This window comes from Thiobacillus sp. (assembly GCF_013693775.1).
In the GTDB taxonomy this organism is placed as follows: Bacteria; Pseudomonadota; Gammaproteobacteria; order Burkholderiales; family Thiobacillaceae; genus Thiobacillus.
Genome location: NZ_CP059257.1, coordinates 2,343,037 through 2,360,974 on the forward strand (window position 1 = coordinate 2,343,037; position 17,938 = coordinate 2,360,974).

Consider the following 17,938-nt stretch of genomic DNA (forward strand, 5'->3'; position numbering starts at 1 on the left):
CGTGTTCCCTGGGTCTACAGGTCTTCGTCAAGACGACGCCCGTGCCGGATGTTCAGTTGTTTCAGTTTGCGGTAGAGGTGTGTGCGCTCCAGCCCCGATTTGTCGGCGACCCGGGTCATGCTGCCGCCTTCCTTCTGGATCAGGTGTTCGAAATACATGCGCTCGAAGGCGTCGCGCGCTTCACGCAGCGGAATGTCGAGCGGAATGCCGTGCGCCACGGCCGGCGCCGATAGTTTCATGGGAGCCAGCACGCGGTTGACGTCGGCTGCGTCGATTTCGCCCGACAGCGCCGTGACCGCCAGCGTGCGCACCACGTTGTTGAGCTGCGGCAGATTGCCCGGCCAGTCGAAATTGCGCAACTGGTTCAGCGCCGGCGTCGTGAGCCGCCGCACCGGACAGACGCCCGCTTCGATCAGCTGCGCCAGCATGAAGTTGGCAATCTCGGGAATGTCCTCGCGATGCTCGCGCAAGGGCGGCACCTGGATGGCGAGGCTGGACAGGCGGTAGAACAGGCGGCTGTCGAATTCGCCGGCTGCGACCATGGTGTCGAGACTGCGGCTGGACGCGCACACCAGACGCGCCCCGCTGCCTTCGATACGGTCGAGCAGCAAACCCAGACCTTTTGTTCCAGGCGTGCCAGCTCGCAGACCTCGGGCAGGTAGAGCGTGCCGCTGCCGAGCATTTCGACGAAGCTCAGCGGATCCGACACCAGCCGCGCACGATCCTTGATCTCGACCCACGGCGTGGATGGCTGATGCAGGAAATGGGCGCAGATTTCAAAACCGCTGCCCGGTTCGCCCATCAGCATCACGGGCGCGGTATTGCCGGCGATCTGGGAAAGGCGCTTTTTGAGTTCGAGGATCAGCGGGCTTTTGCCGAGCGCCGACAAGTCCATGCTGGCGGCGCGCCGGGGCAGGGCGACGCCGCGCTTGATCGCCTTGTTGACGGTATCGATCAGCTTGGCGAGCGCCACTGGCTTTTCGAGGAAGTCGGCTGCGCCGAGCCGGGTGGCCTCCACGGCGGTATCGATGGTGCCGTGTCCGGACATCATCACCACAGGCATGGTGAGCAGGCCGCCGCCGGCCCACTCCTTCAGCAGGGTCACCCCGTCGGTATCGGGCATCCAGATGTCGAGCAACACCAGGTCGGGCCGTCTTTGGGAGCGGAAGGCACGTGCCGCCTCGGCGTTTTCCGCCAGATGCACGTCATACCCTTCGTCGGTAAGGATTTCCGACAACAACTCACGAATGCCCACTTCGTCGTCCACGACGAGAATATGCCCGCTCACGTGTTCTCTCCGCCTGCCGCAAAAACAGGCAGCGAAATGCGGATTGCCGCGCCGCCCGTTTTGAGGTTTTCTATTTGAATTTTACCGTGATGCTCTTCGACGATCTTTTTGACAATGGCCAGGCCCAGGCCCGTCCCCTTGGCCTTGGTCGTTGCATAGGGCTCGAACAGCCGTGTCATCAGATGTTCCGGAAACCCGGCTCCATTGTCTGTTACGGATAAACAAACTGTATGTTGATTGCTGCGCAGGCGCGTACCGACCTCCACGCACGGTGCAGCGTGACCGGCCAGCGCATCCTGCGCATTTTGCAACAGATTATGTATCACCTGACGCAATAATGTGGCGTCGCCTGCTATACGCGGCAAGTCGGCGTCGAGACTCAACACCAGTCCGAGCGTTTTGGCATCGTACAAGGTCAGCACGTCGCGTACCAAGGCATTGAGATCAAGCGCCTCGAGTTTGGCGCGCGGCATTCGCGCATAGCCGGCAAAGGCATCCACCATGCTCTTCATGGCGGCAACCTGGTTGACGATGGTATGCGTGGCGCGCGCGAGGAATTCGGCATCGGCCGTTTCCAGGCGCCCGTCCAGCTTGCGCGCGATGCGTTCGGCCGAAAGTTGTATCGGCGTGAGCGGGTTCTTGATCTCGTGCGCGAGGCGGCGCGCCACTTCGCTCCAGGCAGCATTGCGTTCGGCGTCGATCAGCTTGGTCACGTCGTCGAATACCAGCACATAGCCGCGTTCGACACCCGCCGGCAGGCGGGTGCCGCGCAACAGCAGCGACTGGTTGCCGCCATGGCCGGCATAATCGACCTGCTCTTGCCACTCGCCTTCGTGCTCGCCGAAGCGGGCCACCACCGTGGCCCCGAACACATGCAACGCCTCGCCCGGCTGACCCAGTTCCGCCAGCGGCTGGGCATCCAGAATCGAAGCGTCCACGCCCAGAATCTGCGCCGCGGCGCTGTTGGCTGTACGTACCCGCAAAGCCTCGTCCAGCACGACCACGCCGGACGACAGGTTCGCCAGCACCCGTTCGAGAAAAGCCTTGGCCTGCTCGGTCTGCTGATGGTTCTGCGCAACTTGTTCGCGCGCGTCGGAAAGCTGACGGGTCATACGGTTGAACGACTGAATCAGCACGCCCAGCTCGTCACGGCTGGATACCGACGGCATCTGCGAGAAGTCGCCCTTGGCCACGGCGCGGGTACCGCGCGCCAGCGTCCGCAGCGGCGCGCCGAGCCGTTCCGACAGCAGGTAGGCGATCACAAAGGTCATCAGCAAGGCCAGCATCAGGGTAAGGGTGAGCGCCACGCCGTAGATGCGTTTCAGGCCCAGCCGCGAGACCGAGATCTGCTGGTATTCCTGGTACGCCAGCTGGACCGCCTGGGCATCGTGCGCGAGCCGGGCCGGCACCGGCTGCACCAACTGCAACACGCGTGTCTCGCCGGTCAGCGAGCTGGTATACACCGGCACGATCACATGCATGATCAGGCCGCGTTCCGGCACCTCCTCGATGCGGCTATAGGGCTGCTGCTGCCGGACCTGCCACAGCACATTGCGGTCGGGCAGTACCGGCAACAGGGTTTCGCGTTCGCCGCTGACGTGGGCAACCACGCCACCACGCTCGTCGAACAGCGTCAGTTCCTGCACCGAGCTTTGCTCGCGCAGCGTGGACAGGCTGGTGATGACCGAGCCCATGCCTTCGTCCGACAGGGCCAGCGCCATGCGCTGGGCTTNTTTATCGAGATCACGCAGCAGGTCATCCAGCGCGGCCTGCCCGAGGTTGACGCCGGAGGCCAGCGCATTGTCCACCCGCACGTCGAACCAGGTCTCGATCGAACGATTGAGGAAGAACACCGACGCGCCATACACCACCAGGCCGGGCAGCATCGCAACCACCCCAAACATCAACAGCAATTTCAGCGTGAGCTTGGCGCCAAACACGCCACGACGGATGCGCTTCTGCAGCCACCACATGCGCCAGCCCAGCAGTACCAGCAAGGCCATGCCCAGGATGCCGCCGCCGATGAAAAGCGTGGGCAGCGTGTCGGAAAAGGCGCTGCTGCCGCCGCTGGCATAAAACAGCAACGACAGGAGCACGATACCCAGGATCAGGGCGACGACAATCAGACTGCGCATCAGGGCAAAGGTGCGGGCGGAGCCGGAGCCACGGGTGCATCGAACGACCAGTCGTACCAGGGTGTGACCAGTTCCCAGCGGTCGCCCCCGACCGCGCCGATGGACAGCGGCTTGGGAAGTTGCGAGGTATCGAGGCGCAGACGCAGGCGCGCATCGTAGCGTTGACCGGTCTTGAGCGCACCCCGCTCCAGCACCTGCCATCCGTCTACCCGCCCCAGCATGGCCAGGGCTTCGCTCAGCGTGGCGGCGGTGCGCGTGGTGTATCCGGTTTCGACCACATAGCGTCGCAGCAGCAGGTGGTAATAGATCCGCATCTTGCGCACCGGGTCGGCGATGTCTTCATCGAACCACCAGTTACGCGGCCGGGACAGTTCAAGTTCGAGCAGGAAGTACAGGTTGATGCCCCGGCTGAGCGCGTCTTCCAGCGTGCTGTTGAGCACGATGTTGACATCGCCGTCCAGCACGTAGCCTTGCGGGGTCACACGGATGGCGGCCTGGCTGACCGCGCTTTTATCGCTGGCCAGCGCGCTGCCCGCGACCGTCAGCCAGAAAACCAGCAACAGCCCGGCCAGCCCGCGAAGGGTGGAATCACGTCTTGCGCAACAGGGCGTAAAAGAAACCATCATGCTCGGCATCTGGCAGCAGCGACCCGTCTGACAAAGGTTCAGGAAACATACAGCGTTCCGCGTCGTCTGGATGACGCGCCAGGAACGCACGCACTTGCCCGTCGTTTTCTTCATTGAATATCGAGCAGGTGGCGTAAAGCAATGTACCACCCGGGGCCAACAGCCGCCAGAGCGCATCCAGCATAACGGCCTGTTGCGCGGCAAATTGAGCGATGTCCTCGGGACGACGCAGCCATTTGATGTCCGGATTGCGGCGCACCACGCCGGAAGCGCTGCAGGGCACGTCGGCCAGGATGCGGTCGAAGGGCTGCTTGTCCCACCAGCGCTCGGGATGCGCGGCATCGCCCTCCACCAGGGTGGCGGCGAGGTGCAGCCGGTCGAGATTTTCCTGTACCCGTGCCAGCCGCGCCGCATCGACGTCGAGTGCGATCAGGTCTACGTCGGCGCGCTCCAGGATGTGGCCGGTCTTGCCGCCGGGCGCCGCGCAGGCATCCAGTACCCGCTCGCCGGGCTGCGCATCGAGCAGGCGCGCCGCCCACTGCGCACCGGCGTCCTGCACCGACACGTGGCCCGCATCGAAACCAGGCAGGTCGTGCACCGGCACCGCGCGGTCGAGCGTGACCGCATCCGGCCCGGTTTGATGCGCGGGCAGCCCGGCCTCATTCAGGCGCCGCAGATAGCTTGCCACGTCGCCATGACGGCCATTGACGCGCAGGGTGAACGGCGGATGCAGCAGGCTGGCGTCGAGGATGCCCTGCCAACGGTGCGGGTACTCGGCTTTCAGTTTGTCGATCCACCAGCCGGGATGCGACCAGTGCGCGGATGGCTGGGCGTTGGCGATCTCGTCCAGCTCGGCGCGACGGCGCAGGAAGTTGCGCAGCACCGCGTTGGTCAGTCCGCGCCGCCACCNCTGGCCGGCTGCCGTGACGGCATTGTGTACCACTGCATGGGCCGGCGCGCGCGTATAGGCCAGCTGATACAGCGCCACGCGCAGCAGCCAGCCCAGTTGCGGATCGGTCAGCGGGCGTTCGAGCAGGGCCGCCAGCCAGGCGTCGAGCCGGCCCAGCTGGCGCAGGCTGCCGTAGACGATGTCCTGCAGGGCGCCGCGCTCCCNCGGCGTGTGCAGTTGCTGAAGGCCTTGCGGCAGGGCCTGATGCAGAGCGGTGCCGGCAAGCACCGTTTCCAGCACGCCGGCCGCCAGCTTCTGCAGCTTACGCATGGAGGAAATGGCCGGAAAGTGCTTGCTGATTCATCGGGGTTACGCCTGCTGCGGGGAGCGGCGGATGATAACAGGCGACGACGTCAGGCCGTGCGTGTCATCTGCAACAGCCGCGCGACGCGCTCCTCGGTGGCGGGGTGAGTCGAAAACAGTCCGGCCAACCCGCCACCGGACAAGGGGTTGATGATCATCATCTGCGCCGTCTCCGGATGGGCCTCGGCCGTCGGCATCGGCAGGCCCTTGGCGTAGGCTTCGATCTTCCGCAGCGCGCTCGCGAGTGCCTGTGGATCGCCGGAGATTTCGGCGCCACCGGCGTCGGCACCGAATTCGCGGGCGCGCGAGATCGCCATCTGGATCAGCATCGCCGCAATCGGCGCGACGACCATGATCGCGATGGCCANAAGGGGATTGGCCGAACGCCCTTCGCTGTCGCGGCCGCCGAAAAACATGCCGAAGTTGGCCAGCGCCGAGATCGCGCCGGCGATCGACGCGGAGACGGTGGAAATCAGCGTGTCGCGGTTTTTCACATGGGTCAGTTCGTGCGCCATCACGCCGCGCAGTTCGCGTTCGCTCAACAACTGCATGATGCCGGTGGTGGCCGCCACGGCCGCGTGTTCCGGATTGCGGCCGGTGGCGAACGCGTTCGGCTGCGCCTCGTCGATGACATACACGCGCGGCATCGGCAGCCCGGCCCGCGCGGACAGTTCCTGCACCATCGCGTAGAAACGGCCGCCGCTGCCGGCGTCCACTTCGCGCGCATGGTACATGGAGAGCACCATCCGGTCGGAATTCCAGTAGGCGAACAGGTTCATGCCTGCACCGAACAGCAAGGCGATCAGCATGCCTTGGGCGCCGCCGATGGCCGCACCGATGGCGCCGAACAGCGCAATGATCCCGGCAAACAGAATGGACGTCTTGACCCAGTTACCGAACATGTGAGGCTCCTTAAAACGCGCCCACAGGCGCGTCGACGAGCGTTAGATGGGGATCGGCCGGCCGGGTTTCAATGGCCGAGCCGGGACCCCAGTGGCACCGGCCGCCCGGCGAGAAATGCGGCGGTGCTCATCCGCTTGCTGCCTGCCGGCTGGATCTCCCGCAAGGCCAGCGCGCCGCTGCCGCAGGCGACGACCAGTCCCTCCGCGTCGGCGCGCAGGACGGTACCCGGGTCGCCGGCGCCCGTTGCGGTCGCTGCCATCCACACTTTCAGTGGCGCGCCCTCCAGCAGCGTCCATGCGCCGGGCGCCGGATTGTAGGCGCGCACCGCACGTGCCAGGGCATCGGCAGGTTGGCGCCAGTCGAGTTGCGCCTCGTCCTTGCTGAGCTTGGCCGCATACGTGGCCTGGGCGTCGTCCTGTGTAGCCGGAACAAGCGTAGCGTAATTCGCCAGCGCCGCGACGATGGCGGACGCGCCCGCCACGGCCAGCACGTCATGCAGACTGGCGGCCGTGTCGTCGTCGCGAATCGGCACCACGGTTTTCGATAGCATCGCCCCGGTATCGAGGCCCGCATCCATTTGCATGATGGTGATGCCGGTCTCCAGGTCTCCCGCCAGGATCGCACGCTGGATTGGCGCCGCGCCGCGCCAGCGCGGCAGCAGCGAGGCATGGATGTTGAGGCAGCCGAGACGCGGCAGGTCCAGCACGGCTTGCGGCAGGATCAGGCCATAGGCCGCGACCACCATGACGTCGGCATCCACGGCACGCAGCTCGGTCTGGGCTTCGGGCGATTTCAGGCTCGGCGGCTGCGACACCGGCAAACCGCGCGCCAAGGCGGCCTGCTTGACCGCACTGGGCATGAATTTCATGCCGCGCCCGGCCGGACGATCGGGCTGGGTCAGCACCAGGGCGATGTCATGCCCGGCGTCCGCCAGAGCGTTGAGTGCGGCCGCCGCAAACGGCGGCGTGCCGGCAAAGATGATGCGCATGGAAAGGAAAACTCAGAGCGAGGCGCGCACCGGCGCCGCGTCGGGCCGATGCTCGCGCGCCTGCTTCAGCAGCTTGGCCTTGATGCGATTACGTTTGAGGTTGGACAGGTAGTCGACGAAGACCTTGCCCTTCAGATGATCCATTTCGTGCTGGATGCACACGGCCAGCAGGCCGTCGGCGTCGAGTTCGAACGACTTGCCGTCGCGGTCCAGCGCACGCACGGTGACGCGCTCGGCGCGCACGACCTTGTCGAAGATCCCCGGCACCGACAGGCAACCCTCTTCGCTTTCCTCGGTGCCGGACTGGGCGATGAGCTCCGGATTGATGAAGACACGCAGTTGGTCATGGGTTTCGGATACGTCGATGACGATGACCCGCTCGTGCACATCGACCTGGGTGGCGGCCAAGCCGATCCCGGGCGCGGCGTACATGGTTTCGGCCATGTCATCGACCAGCGTACGGATGCGGTCGTCCACCACCTTCACCGGCTTGGCGACGGTGTGCAGGCGCGCATCGGGGTAATGCAAAATGTCGAGTCTGGCCATAACTAAAGTCTAAGAATTGAATGGGCTGGGCGCGCACTTTGATGCAGAATCTGCGTTTAATTGCGCGCAACCCTAAATATAAGGCGACGGATAGCCGTAAGCTAAGCGCACAGTATATTTTCAACGCTGAAAATTAGACAAGGTCTAAATGGAGGGTTCNCCCGTGCGTCAACTCGTAGTTTCTCTCGCCCTGCTGCTGGCCACCGCTCCCGCGTTGGCCGATACCCTTAAACTGCAGGACAACGCGCCGGACAAGTACGTCGTGGTCAAAGGCGACACGCTATGGGACATTTCCGGCAAATTTCTCAAGGACCCGTGGCGCTGGCCCCAGATCTGGAAGATGAACCGCGAGGAGATCAAGAACCCGCACTGGATTTATCCCGGCGACATGATCGTGCTCGACCGCAGCGGCAAGGAACCGCGCCTGTCGCTGGTCAAGGGCAGCAAAGACGGCATGGAGACGGTCAAGCTGTCNCCCGGCGTACGTGCAACCGAAATCCGCAATGAAGCGGTCCCGTCCATTCCCATCCGGGTGATCCACCCCTTCCTGTCGCAACCGCGGGTGGTGGCCAAGGGCGCGCTCGACGATGCGCCTTTCATTCTGGGCAGCAACGTCGAGCGGGTGGTGCTGGGCTCGGGTGACGATGCCTTTGCCACCGGCGGCAAGCCCGGCGTCACCCGCTGGAACGTGCTGCGCCCGGGCAAGGCGCTGAAAGACCCGGAAACCGGCGAAGTCCTGGGCTATGAAGTCGAATACCTCGGCGACGCCCGCACGCTGGTGGAAGGCGCCCCGCANAAAATCCGCATCACCCAGTCGGTACGGGAAATCCTGCCCAAGGACAAGCTGGTGGAAGCGGACAGCAGCACTCCCTTCGAATACGTCCCGCACGCCCCGGAAGGCAAGATCCGCGGCCGCATCATCTCGGCCTACGGTGGGCTGTCCGACAGCGGCCGCTACCAGACGGTCGTCATCAACCGCGGCAGCCGCGACGGCCTGGAGCCGGGCCACGTGCTGGCGGTATACCGCGAAGGTCTGGCCGTAACGCTGACCCGCGACGAAAAGGACCGCATGGCCTGGGTCAAGGAAAAATCCGCGGGCATTCCCGATGGCGGCGCCTGGCTGTACAGCGATGTGCGCTGCCTGAAGGAGGACGGCAAGGCCACGTATGATCAAATCGTCGACGTGCGCAACTCCTTCCGCAGCACCTGCCTCGGCAACAACAGCGATAACGCCGTCAAGCTGCCTGATACCCGCAGCGGCCTGGTGATGGTCTACCGCGTGTACGACCGCGTGTCCTACGCGCTCATCATGCAGTCGGATGGCCCGGTCTACCTGCTCGATAGCGTGAAAAATCCTGATTGAACGCACGTGATCCCTGGCTGCACCTCGCCCTCGTTCCGGGGTGGGCAACACCAGCCTGATCCGCCTGCTCACGGCCTTCGGATCTCCGGAGGCCGTTTTATCGTCCAGCCGCCACGCGCTGGCGGCCCACCTCACGCCCGCCCAATGCGACGCCCTGCTGGCCGAACCCGATGCCGCGCAGCTTGACGCCGCCCTAGCCTGGCTCGACCAGCCCGACAACAGCCTGATGACGCTGGCGGACACGGACTATCCAAAGATCCTGCTCGAGATCCCGGATCCACCTGCCATGCTGTATTGCAAGGGACGGCGCGCGCTGCTCAACCAGCCTGCGCTTGGCATCGTCGGCAGCCGCAACGCGACTCCGCAGGGGGTGCGCGATGCCGAAGCCTTCGCTCACGCCCTGTCGGACGCCGGGCTCACCATCGTCAGCGGGCTGGCGCTCGGCATCGATGCGGCAGCTCACCGGGGTGGGCTCGCAGGCGCTGGATCCAGCGTGGCCGTCATCGGTACCGGGCTCGACCGCATTTACCCCGCACGCAACAAGGCGCTGGCGCATCAGTTGGCCGAAACCGGGTTGATCGTGTCGGAGTTTGCGCTCGGCACGCCACCCCTGCCCGGCCATTTCCCTCGCCGCAACCGGCTGATCAGCGGCTTGAGTCGCGGCGTGCTGGTGGTGGAGGCCGCGCCCGACAGTGGTTCGCTGATCACCGCCCGGGTGGCCACCGAACAGGGGCGCGAGGTGTTCGCCATTCCCGGTTCGATTCATTCCCCACTGGCGCGCGGCTGCCATGCCCTGATCAAGCAGGGCGCCAAGCTGGTCGAGTCCGCCGCCGACATTCTCGACGAACTGGCCTGGCAGCAGCGGCTGGCCCCGCCAGGACTACGCCAGGACCGTCCACACAGTGAAGCGCTCGCGGAGGACGCCTCGCCGGAACACACTGCGGCAGCCCTCACCGACCCGGTGTTGAACGCATTGGACGGCGCGCCCACCACGCTCGATACCCTTGCACAAAGAACCGGGTTGACGCTGGATGCGCTTTCAGCGAAGCTGTTGACGCTTGAACTGGATGGGCGAATTGCTTCCTTGCCAGGCGGGCGCTACCAAAAATTCACTGACACTATGCTCGACATCCTGGTTTACCTATATGAAAGCTTCCGCATGGCGGAGCTGGCGCCCGATCGCGACGCACTGGAAAAGCGCCTGTTTGCCGCCGGGTTTGAAGAATCCGACATCAACGCCGCCCTGGACTGGTATGCCAACCTGACCGGTAGCGCCACCCATGAGCGGCTCGCGCTGGCCTATGATCGTCATTACGCCGCCGAAGAGCTGGAGCGCCTCAACGAGGCCTGCCGCAGTGAACTCGCATTCCTGGTCGGCGCCGAGATACTCGACCCCGAATCGCGCGAATGGGTGATTTCCGGCCTGATGGCCTTGGGCGGTGAGGACATCGAACCCGACCATGTGCGCTGGATGACGCTGATCGTGCTGTGGAGCCGCGGCCTGATCGAACATTTCACGCATCTGGAAGACATGCTGTTAAATCACGAGCCGGGACGTCTACATTAATTTAGGGCGTGTTAACTCTGATTTCACACTCGCGACGAGGACGATTCGGGACACAGGCCGCGAAGCGAGATGTGCCGCTGTGCCATTCACAGCAAGCGGCTCGCGACAAAGGGATGTGCCCGAATCGTCCCGTCCTTCGGGTTGCTGTGAGAAAGCGCGTCTGCTACGTTGCGTCTCTTGGCAAGGGATGACCCTTGCCGGCGCGACACGCCTTGCATCCATCGCTTTCTCGCAGCAACGCGAGCGCGAAACCAGAGTTAATACGCCCTAACATGTCCAAACTCGTCATTGTCGAATCGCCGTCGAAATCCAAATCGCTGAAAAAATACCTCGGCGCCGACTACGACATCCTTGCCAGCTACGGCCACGTGCGTGACCTGGAGCCGAAAACCGGCGCGGTCGATACCGAAAATTTCAGCATGAAATACCAGGTCATCGAACGCAACGCCAAGCACGTCGAGGCCATCGTCAAGGCCGCCAAGAAGGCCGACGAAGTGCTGCTGGCCACCGACCCGGACCGCGAAGGCGAGGCGATTTCCTGGCACATCAGCGAAATCCTCAAGGAACGCAAGGTCAAGACGCCGATGAAGCGCGTGGCCTTCTACGAGATCACCGAATCGGCTATCCAGGACGCCGTGCGCCATCCGCGCGAAATCGCGACCGACCTGGTCGACGCGCAACAGGCCCGGCGCGCGCTCGATTATCTGGTCGGCTTCAACCTGTCGCCGCTGCTGTGGCGCAAGATCAGCCCGGGTTTGAGCGCAGGGCGCGTGCAATCGCCCGCCCTGCGGATGATCGTCGAACGCGAGGAAGAGATCGAAGCCTTCGTGCCGCGCGAATACTGGACGCTGCACCTCGACACGCATAAAGGTGCGCAGCCGTTCACCGCCAAGCTCACCCACTTCAAGGGCGAAAAGCTCGAACAGTTCTCGGTCGAACACGAGGCGCGCAGCAAGGAATGGCTGGCCATGCTGGAGGGCAAGGATGCCCGCGTCATGCGCATCGAGAAGAAACGCCGCGCCCGCCATCCCGGCGCCCCGTTCACCACGTCGACGTTGCAGCAGGCCGGGGTGCGCCAGCTCGGCATGACCACCGACCGCGTGATGCGTACCGCTCAACAGTTGTACGAAGGGATCGACCTCGGCGAAGGCCCGGTCGGCCTCATCACCTACATGCGGACCGACTCGGTGAACCTGGCGCAGGAAGCCATCACCGACATCCGCAAGTATGTGGGCGCCAACTTTTCCAAGGAATTCCTGCCGCCGGCCGCCATCACCTACAAGGCCAAGACCAAGAACGCACAGGAAGCGCACGAGGCAGTGCGTCCGACTTCTGTGACGCGCACGCCGGAAGCGGTGAAGCAATTTCTGTCGCATGACCAGGCCAAACTCTATGAGTTGATCTGGAAGCGCACCGTCGCCTGCCAGATGACGCCCGCGCAATTCGACACGGTCGCCGCCGACATCACGGTGGGCGAGGGTACCTTCCGCGCCACCGGACAGACTCTGGCATTCGCCGGCTTCCTGGCCGTCTACCAGGACGACGAGGATGAAGAGGAGTCGAAACTGCCGGCACTGACCGAGGGCGAAACCCTGCCGGTCGACAAGCTCTATGGCGAACAACACTTCACCCAACCGCCGCCGCGCTACACCGAGGCGAGTCTCGTCAAAGCCCTGGAGGAATACGGCATCGGCCGCCCCTCGACCTACGCCAGCATCATCTCGACCCTGCAGGACCGCGAGTACGTGGTGCTGGAGAAGAAGCGCTTCCAACCGACCGACATCGGCCGCCTGGTCAACTGCTTCCTGACCCGGCATTTCACCCATTACGTCGATTACGACTTCACCGCCAAGCTGGAAGACAAGCTCGACGATGTCTCCAACGGCAAGCGCGTATGGTCACAGCTGCTGGGCGAATTCTGGAAGGGCTTCGACGGCGAACTGAAAGCCAAGCAGGACGTCGAACGCGGCTGCCCCATCCTCGAAGTCTGCCCCAAGTGCGGCAAGCCGCTCTTCATGCAGGCGAGCAAGCGTGGCCTCTTCATCGGCTGCTCGGGCTATCCGGAGTGCGATTACACGCGCCCGTTGCATGCGGCCACCGCCGAGGGCGACAACATCCTCGGCCAGGATCCGGCCAGCGGCCTCGACGTCAAGCTCTTGTCCGGCCGCTTCGGTCCCTACGTGCAGATTGGCGAGATGCCCGAGGACAAGAAAGCGCCCAAGCCGCGCCGCGCCTCGTGGCCCAAGGACATCCCGCTGGAAAACGCCACGCTCGAACTGGCGCTGAAATTCCTCTCGTTGCCGCGCGAAGTCGGACACCACCCGACCACCGGCCTGCCGATCGTCGCCAACAACGGCCGCTTCGGTCCGTATCTGCTGCATGACGGCAAATTCAAGTCGATCCCCAAGACCGACAGCGTGTATGAGATCGACCTGCCGCGCGCGCTTGAGGTCTTGGCGATGGAGCGCGCCCCGCGCGGCGCCGACTCGGCCGCTTCGGTGCTGAAGAATCTGGGCCCGCACCCGGAAGACGGCAAGGACATCACCGTGCGCAGCGGCCGCTATGGCCCCTACGTGAAGCACGGCAGCACCAACGCCACATTGCCCAAGGACATCACGCCGGAAGAGATCACACTGGACGAGGCGCTCGGGCTGATCGCCGCGCGCGTGGCCAAAGGCCCGGCCAAGAAACCGGCACGCAAGGCGGCCGCCAAGCCGGCGGCGGCGAAGAAAGCCAAGGCGGGCGACGCGGACGAACCGAAGAAACCCGCTGCGAAAAAGCCGGCCGCCAAAAGCCACGACCAAGAAAGCGACAACCAAACCCGTTGCCACCAAAAACCGGCCAGCAAGAAACCTGCTGCATGAGCACGCCGCCCCGGCTGCTCATGCTCAACGCCTTCATCGGCACGGCTGGCTACAAGAAGCTTTATCAGGAACTGGGTTTCAGCGTCGTCAGCGAATGGTCGGAACGCAAGGCCATCAGTCTGGTACGCAAGACCCCACCTGCCGTCATCGTCGCGGACTTCTACCATCAGACCGATTTCCGCGACCGGCTGTCCAACCTCGAATCGCTGCTGGCCGCCGTGCAAAGCGCGCCTGCTACGCGCATTCTGGTNTTTTACGAACCCGCGCATCAGGCTGTCCTCGACAAGGTCAGCGCGCGACTGCGCATCGATGCCGCACTGACGCTGCCGGTACAGGAAGACCGCTTGCGCGCCATGCTGCAGGCCTGGCTGGAAGCCCCTCCCTCTCCAAGTTGACGCGCCGTTCAACTATCAAACATGAATGGGCACGGCGATGCCGGGCCGTTGCGTGATGCTGGCCGCCTGAACGAATGGCATAACTGTCCGTCAGACCGTCATCGTGTGGATAATGACGGAGCGCTTAACTGAAAATGAATTCGTTCCTGCAAATCACCCAAGGAAAGCTTGTCGCCGCCCTCCTGATGCCCCTGGCATTGGGCGGTTGCGCCAGCAGCTTGATCGACGTCCGGCAAGGATCCGAGCAGGTTGCCGTTGCCCAGGCTGATCATGTAAGCCAATGCAAAGCCATCGGAAAGACCACGGTCAGCGTCCTCGCTGAAGTGGGATTCATCAGCCGGGGCATCGACAATGTCGACGCCAACCTGCTGCAACTGGCACGAAACGAAGCCGTGAACCAGGGCGGCGACACGGTTGTACCTGGCGACAGACCCGAGATTGGCAAGCGCACCTTCGCGATCTACAAATGTCGTCCCTGAGCAACGGTCCCGGAAGAATCAACAGGGTAAATGCCCTTGTACGGATTGGTGAAAGCGCAAGTCGGAGCTTGATGAGTTGGCGGAACACATCCTGAATCGATGAGCTGATCACAGCTACAACGGGTTTCACCCGGCGCGTTCCAAGCCATGCGCGGCATAGATAGACGTCACTTCATCGGTCATCAGGAACGTATCTAGCTTACTGCCCCACGGCCCGCCATCACCCACCAAGCCGAAACCAAAGCGGCTGATAGCGCAATGCTGATTACCCTGGGAACCGGTTGGCCAAACTGAATCAAACAGTTCAGGAAAGATACGCTGATAGCGCAGCGCCAGGTGATAGAACACCACTGCCGCATCTGCCCGTCCATCCATCAAGGCCTGCGGCGCTTCGCGATGATGAATGGTATCGCCGTAAATCACGTTGGACGCGCCCGGATGACCCGGTGGGCTGGCGAGAAAATCTAGCGGGACATTTTCATGCATGGCCAGTCGCCGCAGGCAATCCGTGTATATCCGGTAGCTGACTTTTTCATTGAAGGGATTGGATAAAAACACCCTCACATCCTCTCGCAGCAAATCCCGGAGACCGCTGATGTTCTTAGGGTTACCTTTGCGTACGAGTAGCACCACACCGCGGCTATGCATGAAGGGCCGATAAGCAGTCATGCGTTTCTCCGCTATCAGTTGGTCGAGCACAGCCGATGGGCTGATGAAGACATGCGGCGTTACCGACAGTCTGAGATTGCCGATATTCAGACACCCCGCCTGAAGCATTTGCAGCGCCACGCGCGGTGGGGTGGTGACATAGAAGACATCCTCCACCTCGGGGAATTTCAACAGAAAGGCACGCAATGTTTCCTGCAGCGCCATATGATGGTTGCCGTCGGAAAAAACCACCAGCCGCGCACGCATCGGATCGCCGTGAAAATCCAGGCAGATATTCGAGCCAGGCTNGCAAAAGCCCGGCTCCTCATGGTTCCTTGGCCGGGCGGTTTCGTCCGGCCAGCGCAATGAATTCATGGGCATGGCAAAACTGTTATCCGCCAGGGACGCAAGGGCATCGGGAAGGAAGGCGGGTGGATCTTCCCTTGGCAACCCGTTGCGCCCCGTGTGAGAGAAGCCGTTCATCCATCAAAGGCGATGAACAACGCTGATGTCCATACCTTTGCATCATCGATCTGCCTCCCAANAAAGTAAACCGGGCGATGGCCGTGCGGGCCATTATGCGGGTCGATGTTGAGCGTACCGCTGACTTCCCGCGGTGCGGGTGAATCACTCATCCGCTCGAAAGCGAGAAACATCTCCACCCNCGGCAGATCCCTCTTGAGCCGCGCTGCTTCCAGCAGTTCCGCCCCTGTGATCTCCCATTCGAATGTCGGGCAATGCACAAAGGGATTGCCCTTGAGCGGATCGCCAACTTTCACGTAACCGTCTATCGTGCCTTCGACGCGAATCCTTGCCGTGGCCAGGTGCGACACGTCGAGCTCGATAGCATCCACATCGCCATAGGTATCGCTCCTGAAACCCACCGTGGTGGCGGATTCGCGCCAACAGGTTTCTTCGAGGTGTTCGAAGCCGCGGCCGGTGAAATCGTTGATTACCGCATTGGTGATGGTGACCTTGCCCTTCCAGGCAGCCCAGCGATAGCGATCCTTGACCCGCGCGCCGCCCCAACGAAAGCGAATCTTGCGCTCGGAGTAGCCGAGTTCCTGTTGCAAATTGCGGCGCCAGATTTCTCCTGTGTGGTCGAAGGCGATGATTTCGTCCCAGCCCGCGTCGCCAAGAAAACGATAGTCGACCGTCGCCGGGCCTTTGTGCGCGAACTCGTCACCCATGATGTGCTCATTGCAGCGAATCAGGCCGTAGCTGCGTTCGCCTGTGGACGCAAAGGTGTGGCGCGCACGCAAGGCCTCTGCCACAGCTTTTCGAGAAAGCTCCGGCGCAATCACACCCGAGATCCCTCCCTTGGTGCCGAACACCGCGGTGCCGGGCACGCCACCGCCGCAGCGACCGCGATGTTCGTCGCCGGCCATGGACGCACCGATCTTGTAACCGCGAGTCATCGCCTCCTGATACAACCAGCCGAAATGACCCCAGCTGGAACCGATCTCGATCAGCCGCTCCAGCTTGGGATGGTGCCAGTCGAGAATACAGCGCCGACCGCCCACGTGCGGAATCAGCAGATGGCCATCCGGATCTTTCGCATAGGCCACCCATAACTCTTCCAGCGGCCAAGCACCCGGCTCGACGGTGGCCGAGCGCATGTCTTCGTTCCATTCCACCGATCGCACATGCTCGCCGGTCTTAAGATAAGGGAATTCCGGTTCCCCGTCGTGCAGAAACACTACGTTGTGATCTCCGCCTGCGCAGCTCGATCCGCACCACTCGGTGCCCGGATAGGCCACGAAGCTGCCGTCCGTGGTGATCGAATGAATCAATTCGACCGTACTTTTCCATTTCTCCGTGGTGATATTGAAGTCGTTATGCGCAAAGGCCAGGATATCCAGACCGCTTACATCGCGACCGTAGGTGAGATTGTAGCTCGTGGTATTGGTGCCGATCGTGTCTTCGGAATGCACATGCAGATCGCAGTAGTAAATACGCGGCACCGCCAACGCCTCGTCCACTGTGACGTAAAAGACCGCCGGCTTGACCCAGGGGTGCTCGGATAGATGGGCGGTGACCGCCAATTCGCCGGCTTCCTGTGTCGGCAAGTCGTCCAGCAACAATACGGCCCAGCCTTTTTCCGCCAGTGTCGCTTCTTTACTGTACACCGACCTGCCGTTCAGCGTCGCGTTGATCCGCACCTTGTCGCCGCGATTCCAGCAGGTGTTCCCCCATTGATCCTCGCTGCGCAGCCGCAGCGGAAATTTTTCATTCGCGCGAACGATGCGNNAGCCGGCCCACATCAGTTGCGCCGGTGCACCGGGTTTGATATCGATCACCAGGTCTTCGCCAATGGAGGCGAAACGCGAGGTGCCGAGGGNGTCGACATAGCAGCGGATGCGGAAACTCTCTTCGACGAAAGTCTGCACGCGCGTACCGGCACCGCCAAAACGCCGGTCGCCCAGGCGGATGATGATGTGGTCGCCAGCCTTGAGGTAACCGTCGTAGGTATCGACGATCACCGCTTTCTGGAATGGCCGTTCATGGCCTTTCTGATCAAAGCGCACGCTGAGCTTCTGCACGGTCGCCGGTGACTGGCCGGGAATGGTGGGGGCAGCGTGATACTCGGCGGAAATGTAGTTGGCGCCGGCCGGATCGGTGTTCTGGAACAGCGCCCAGTCGGAATAGAAGCGGAATGTCGCCTTGAACCAGGACCCGTCGGCCATGCCCGAGGCACCGAGTTCGTAGTCGATGACGATTTCCTGCCACGAGCCCGCTTCCATGCGCTCGATGTTGCACGAGACTTTTCCCAGGAAAGGCATGTCCTTGGTGATCTGATACAAGCCATGCGGTGCGATGTAGTCGCCAAGTTTTTCTTTCAGTTCGGCGTCGGTCATTTTCTTCATGTTGTCTTCCTCGTTAT

13 protein-coding genes and 1 pseudogene are annotated in these 17,938 nt (G+C 62.9%); 5 read left to right on the top strand and 9 right to left on the bottom strand.

What is annotated here, in order from left to right; translation table 11 throughout:
- Positions 1–14: 14 nt before the first annotated feature.
- The 7 genes and pseudogenes from HZY77_RS11595 to def all read right to left on the bottom strand — a co-directional run bounded on the left by HZY77_RS11595 (position 15) and on the right by def (position 7,738).
- Positions 15–1,288: pseudogene (locus HZY77_RS11595) on the bottom strand (sigma-54 dependent transcriptional regulator).
- A complete protein-coding gene (locus HZY77_RS11600; RefSeq protein WP_296814890.1) occupies positions 1,285–3,423 on the bottom strand; it encodes an ATP-binding protein in 2,139 nt (712 codons plus the stop codon). The pseudogene HZY77_RS11595 and the gene HZY77_RS11600 overlap by 4 nt, the downstream one beginning before the upstream one ends.
- The gene (locus tag HZY77_RS11605) at positions 3,423–4,049 is read right to left on the bottom strand and encodes a DUF4390 domain-containing protein (protein ID WP_296659031.1); all 627 of its coding nucleotides are present in this window, start codon (positions 4,047–4,049) and stop codon (positions 3,423–3,425) included. Before HZY77_RS11605 ends, HZY77_RS11600 begins: the two co-directional genes overlap by 1 nt.
- The gene (gene rsmB / locus HZY77_RS11610) at positions 4,012–5,268 is read right to left on the bottom strand and encodes a 16S rRNA (cytosine(967)-C(5))-methyltransferase RsmB (protein ID WP_296814892.1); all 1,257 of its coding nucleotides are present in this window, start codon (positions 5,266–5,268) and stop codon (positions 4,012–4,014) included. The genes HZY77_RS11605 and rsmB overlap by 38 nt, the downstream gene beginning before the upstream one ends.
- Positions 5,269–5,351: 83 nt before the next feature.
- On the bottom strand, positions 5,352–6,203 hold the full coding sequence (gene htpX / locus HZY77_RS11615; protein ID WP_296814895.1) for a zinc metalloprotease HtpX: 852 nt from the start codon (positions 6,201–6,203) through the stop codon (positions 5,352–5,354).
- A gap of 68 nt (positions 6,204–6,271) precedes the next feature.
- Positions 6,272–7,192 (bottom strand): methionyl-tRNA formyltransferase, encoded by a 921-nt coding sequence (gene fmt, locus HZY77_RS11620; RefSeq protein WP_296814897.1) that lies wholly within the window; start codon positions 7,190–7,192, stop codon positions 6,272–6,274.
- Positions 7,193–7,204: 12 nt separating this feature from the next.
- Positions 7,205–7,738, bottom strand: a complete 534-nt coding sequence (gene def / locus HZY77_RS11625; protein WP_296630736.1) for a peptide deformylase — start codon at positions 7,736–7,738, stop codon at positions 7,205–7,207.
- 163 nt (positions 7,739–7,901) lie between these two features.
- On the opposite strand from def, the gene HZY77_RS11630 reads away from it, so the two are divergent.
- From HZY77_RS11630 to HZY77_RS11655, 5 genes are all read left to right on the top strand, one after another.
- On the top strand, positions 7,902–9,101 hold the full coding sequence (locus tag HZY77_RS11630) for a LysM peptidoglycan-binding domain-containing protein (protein WP_296814900.1): 1,200 nt from the start codon (positions 7,902–7,904) through the stop codon (positions 9,099–9,101).
- Between the two features lie 40 nt (positions 9,102–9,141).
- The gene (gene dprA / locus HZY77_RS11635) at positions 9,142–10,668 is read left to right on the top strand and encodes a DNA-processing protein DprA (RefSeq protein WP_363153671.1); all 1,527 of its coding nucleotides are present in this window, start codon (positions 9,142–9,144) and stop codon (positions 10,666–10,668) included.
- Between the two features lie 272 nt (positions 10,669–10,940).
- Positions 10,941–13,532: a type I DNA topoisomerase gene (gene topA / locus HZY77_RS11645; RefSeq protein ID WP_296814902.1), complete on the top strand. Its 2,592-nt coding sequence runs from the start codon at positions 10,941–10,943 to the stop codon at positions 13,530–13,532.
- Positions 13,529–13,927: a hypothetical protein gene (locus tag HZY77_RS11650; RefSeq protein WP_296814904.1), complete on the top strand. Its 399-nt coding sequence runs from the start codon at positions 13,529–13,531 to the stop codon at positions 13,925–13,927. The genes topA and HZY77_RS11650 overlap by 4 nt, the downstream gene beginning before the upstream one ends.
- 134 nt (positions 13,928–14,061) lie before the next feature.
- Entirely contained in the window at positions 14,062–14,406 is a 345-nt protein-coding gene (locus tag HZY77_RS11655; RefSeq protein ID WP_296814906.1) for a DUF4156 domain-containing protein, read from the top strand.
- Between the two features lie 126 nt (positions 14,407–14,532).
- Here HZY77_RS11655 and HZY77_RS11660 read toward each other — a convergent pair whose 3' ends face one another.
- Positions 14,533–15,537: a substrate-binding domain-containing protein gene (locus tag HZY77_RS11660; protein ID WP_296814907.1), complete on the bottom strand. Its 1,005-nt coding sequence runs from the start codon at positions 15,535–15,537 to the stop codon at positions 14,533–14,535.
- Positions 15,534–17,921: a hypothetical protein gene (locus HZY77_RS11665; protein WP_296814908.1), complete on the bottom strand. Its 2,388-nt coding sequence runs from the start codon at positions 17,919–17,921 to the stop codon at positions 15,534–15,536. The genes HZY77_RS11660 and HZY77_RS11665 overlap by 4 nt, the downstream gene beginning before the upstream one ends.
- Positions 17,922–17,938 lie beyond the last annotated feature (17 nt).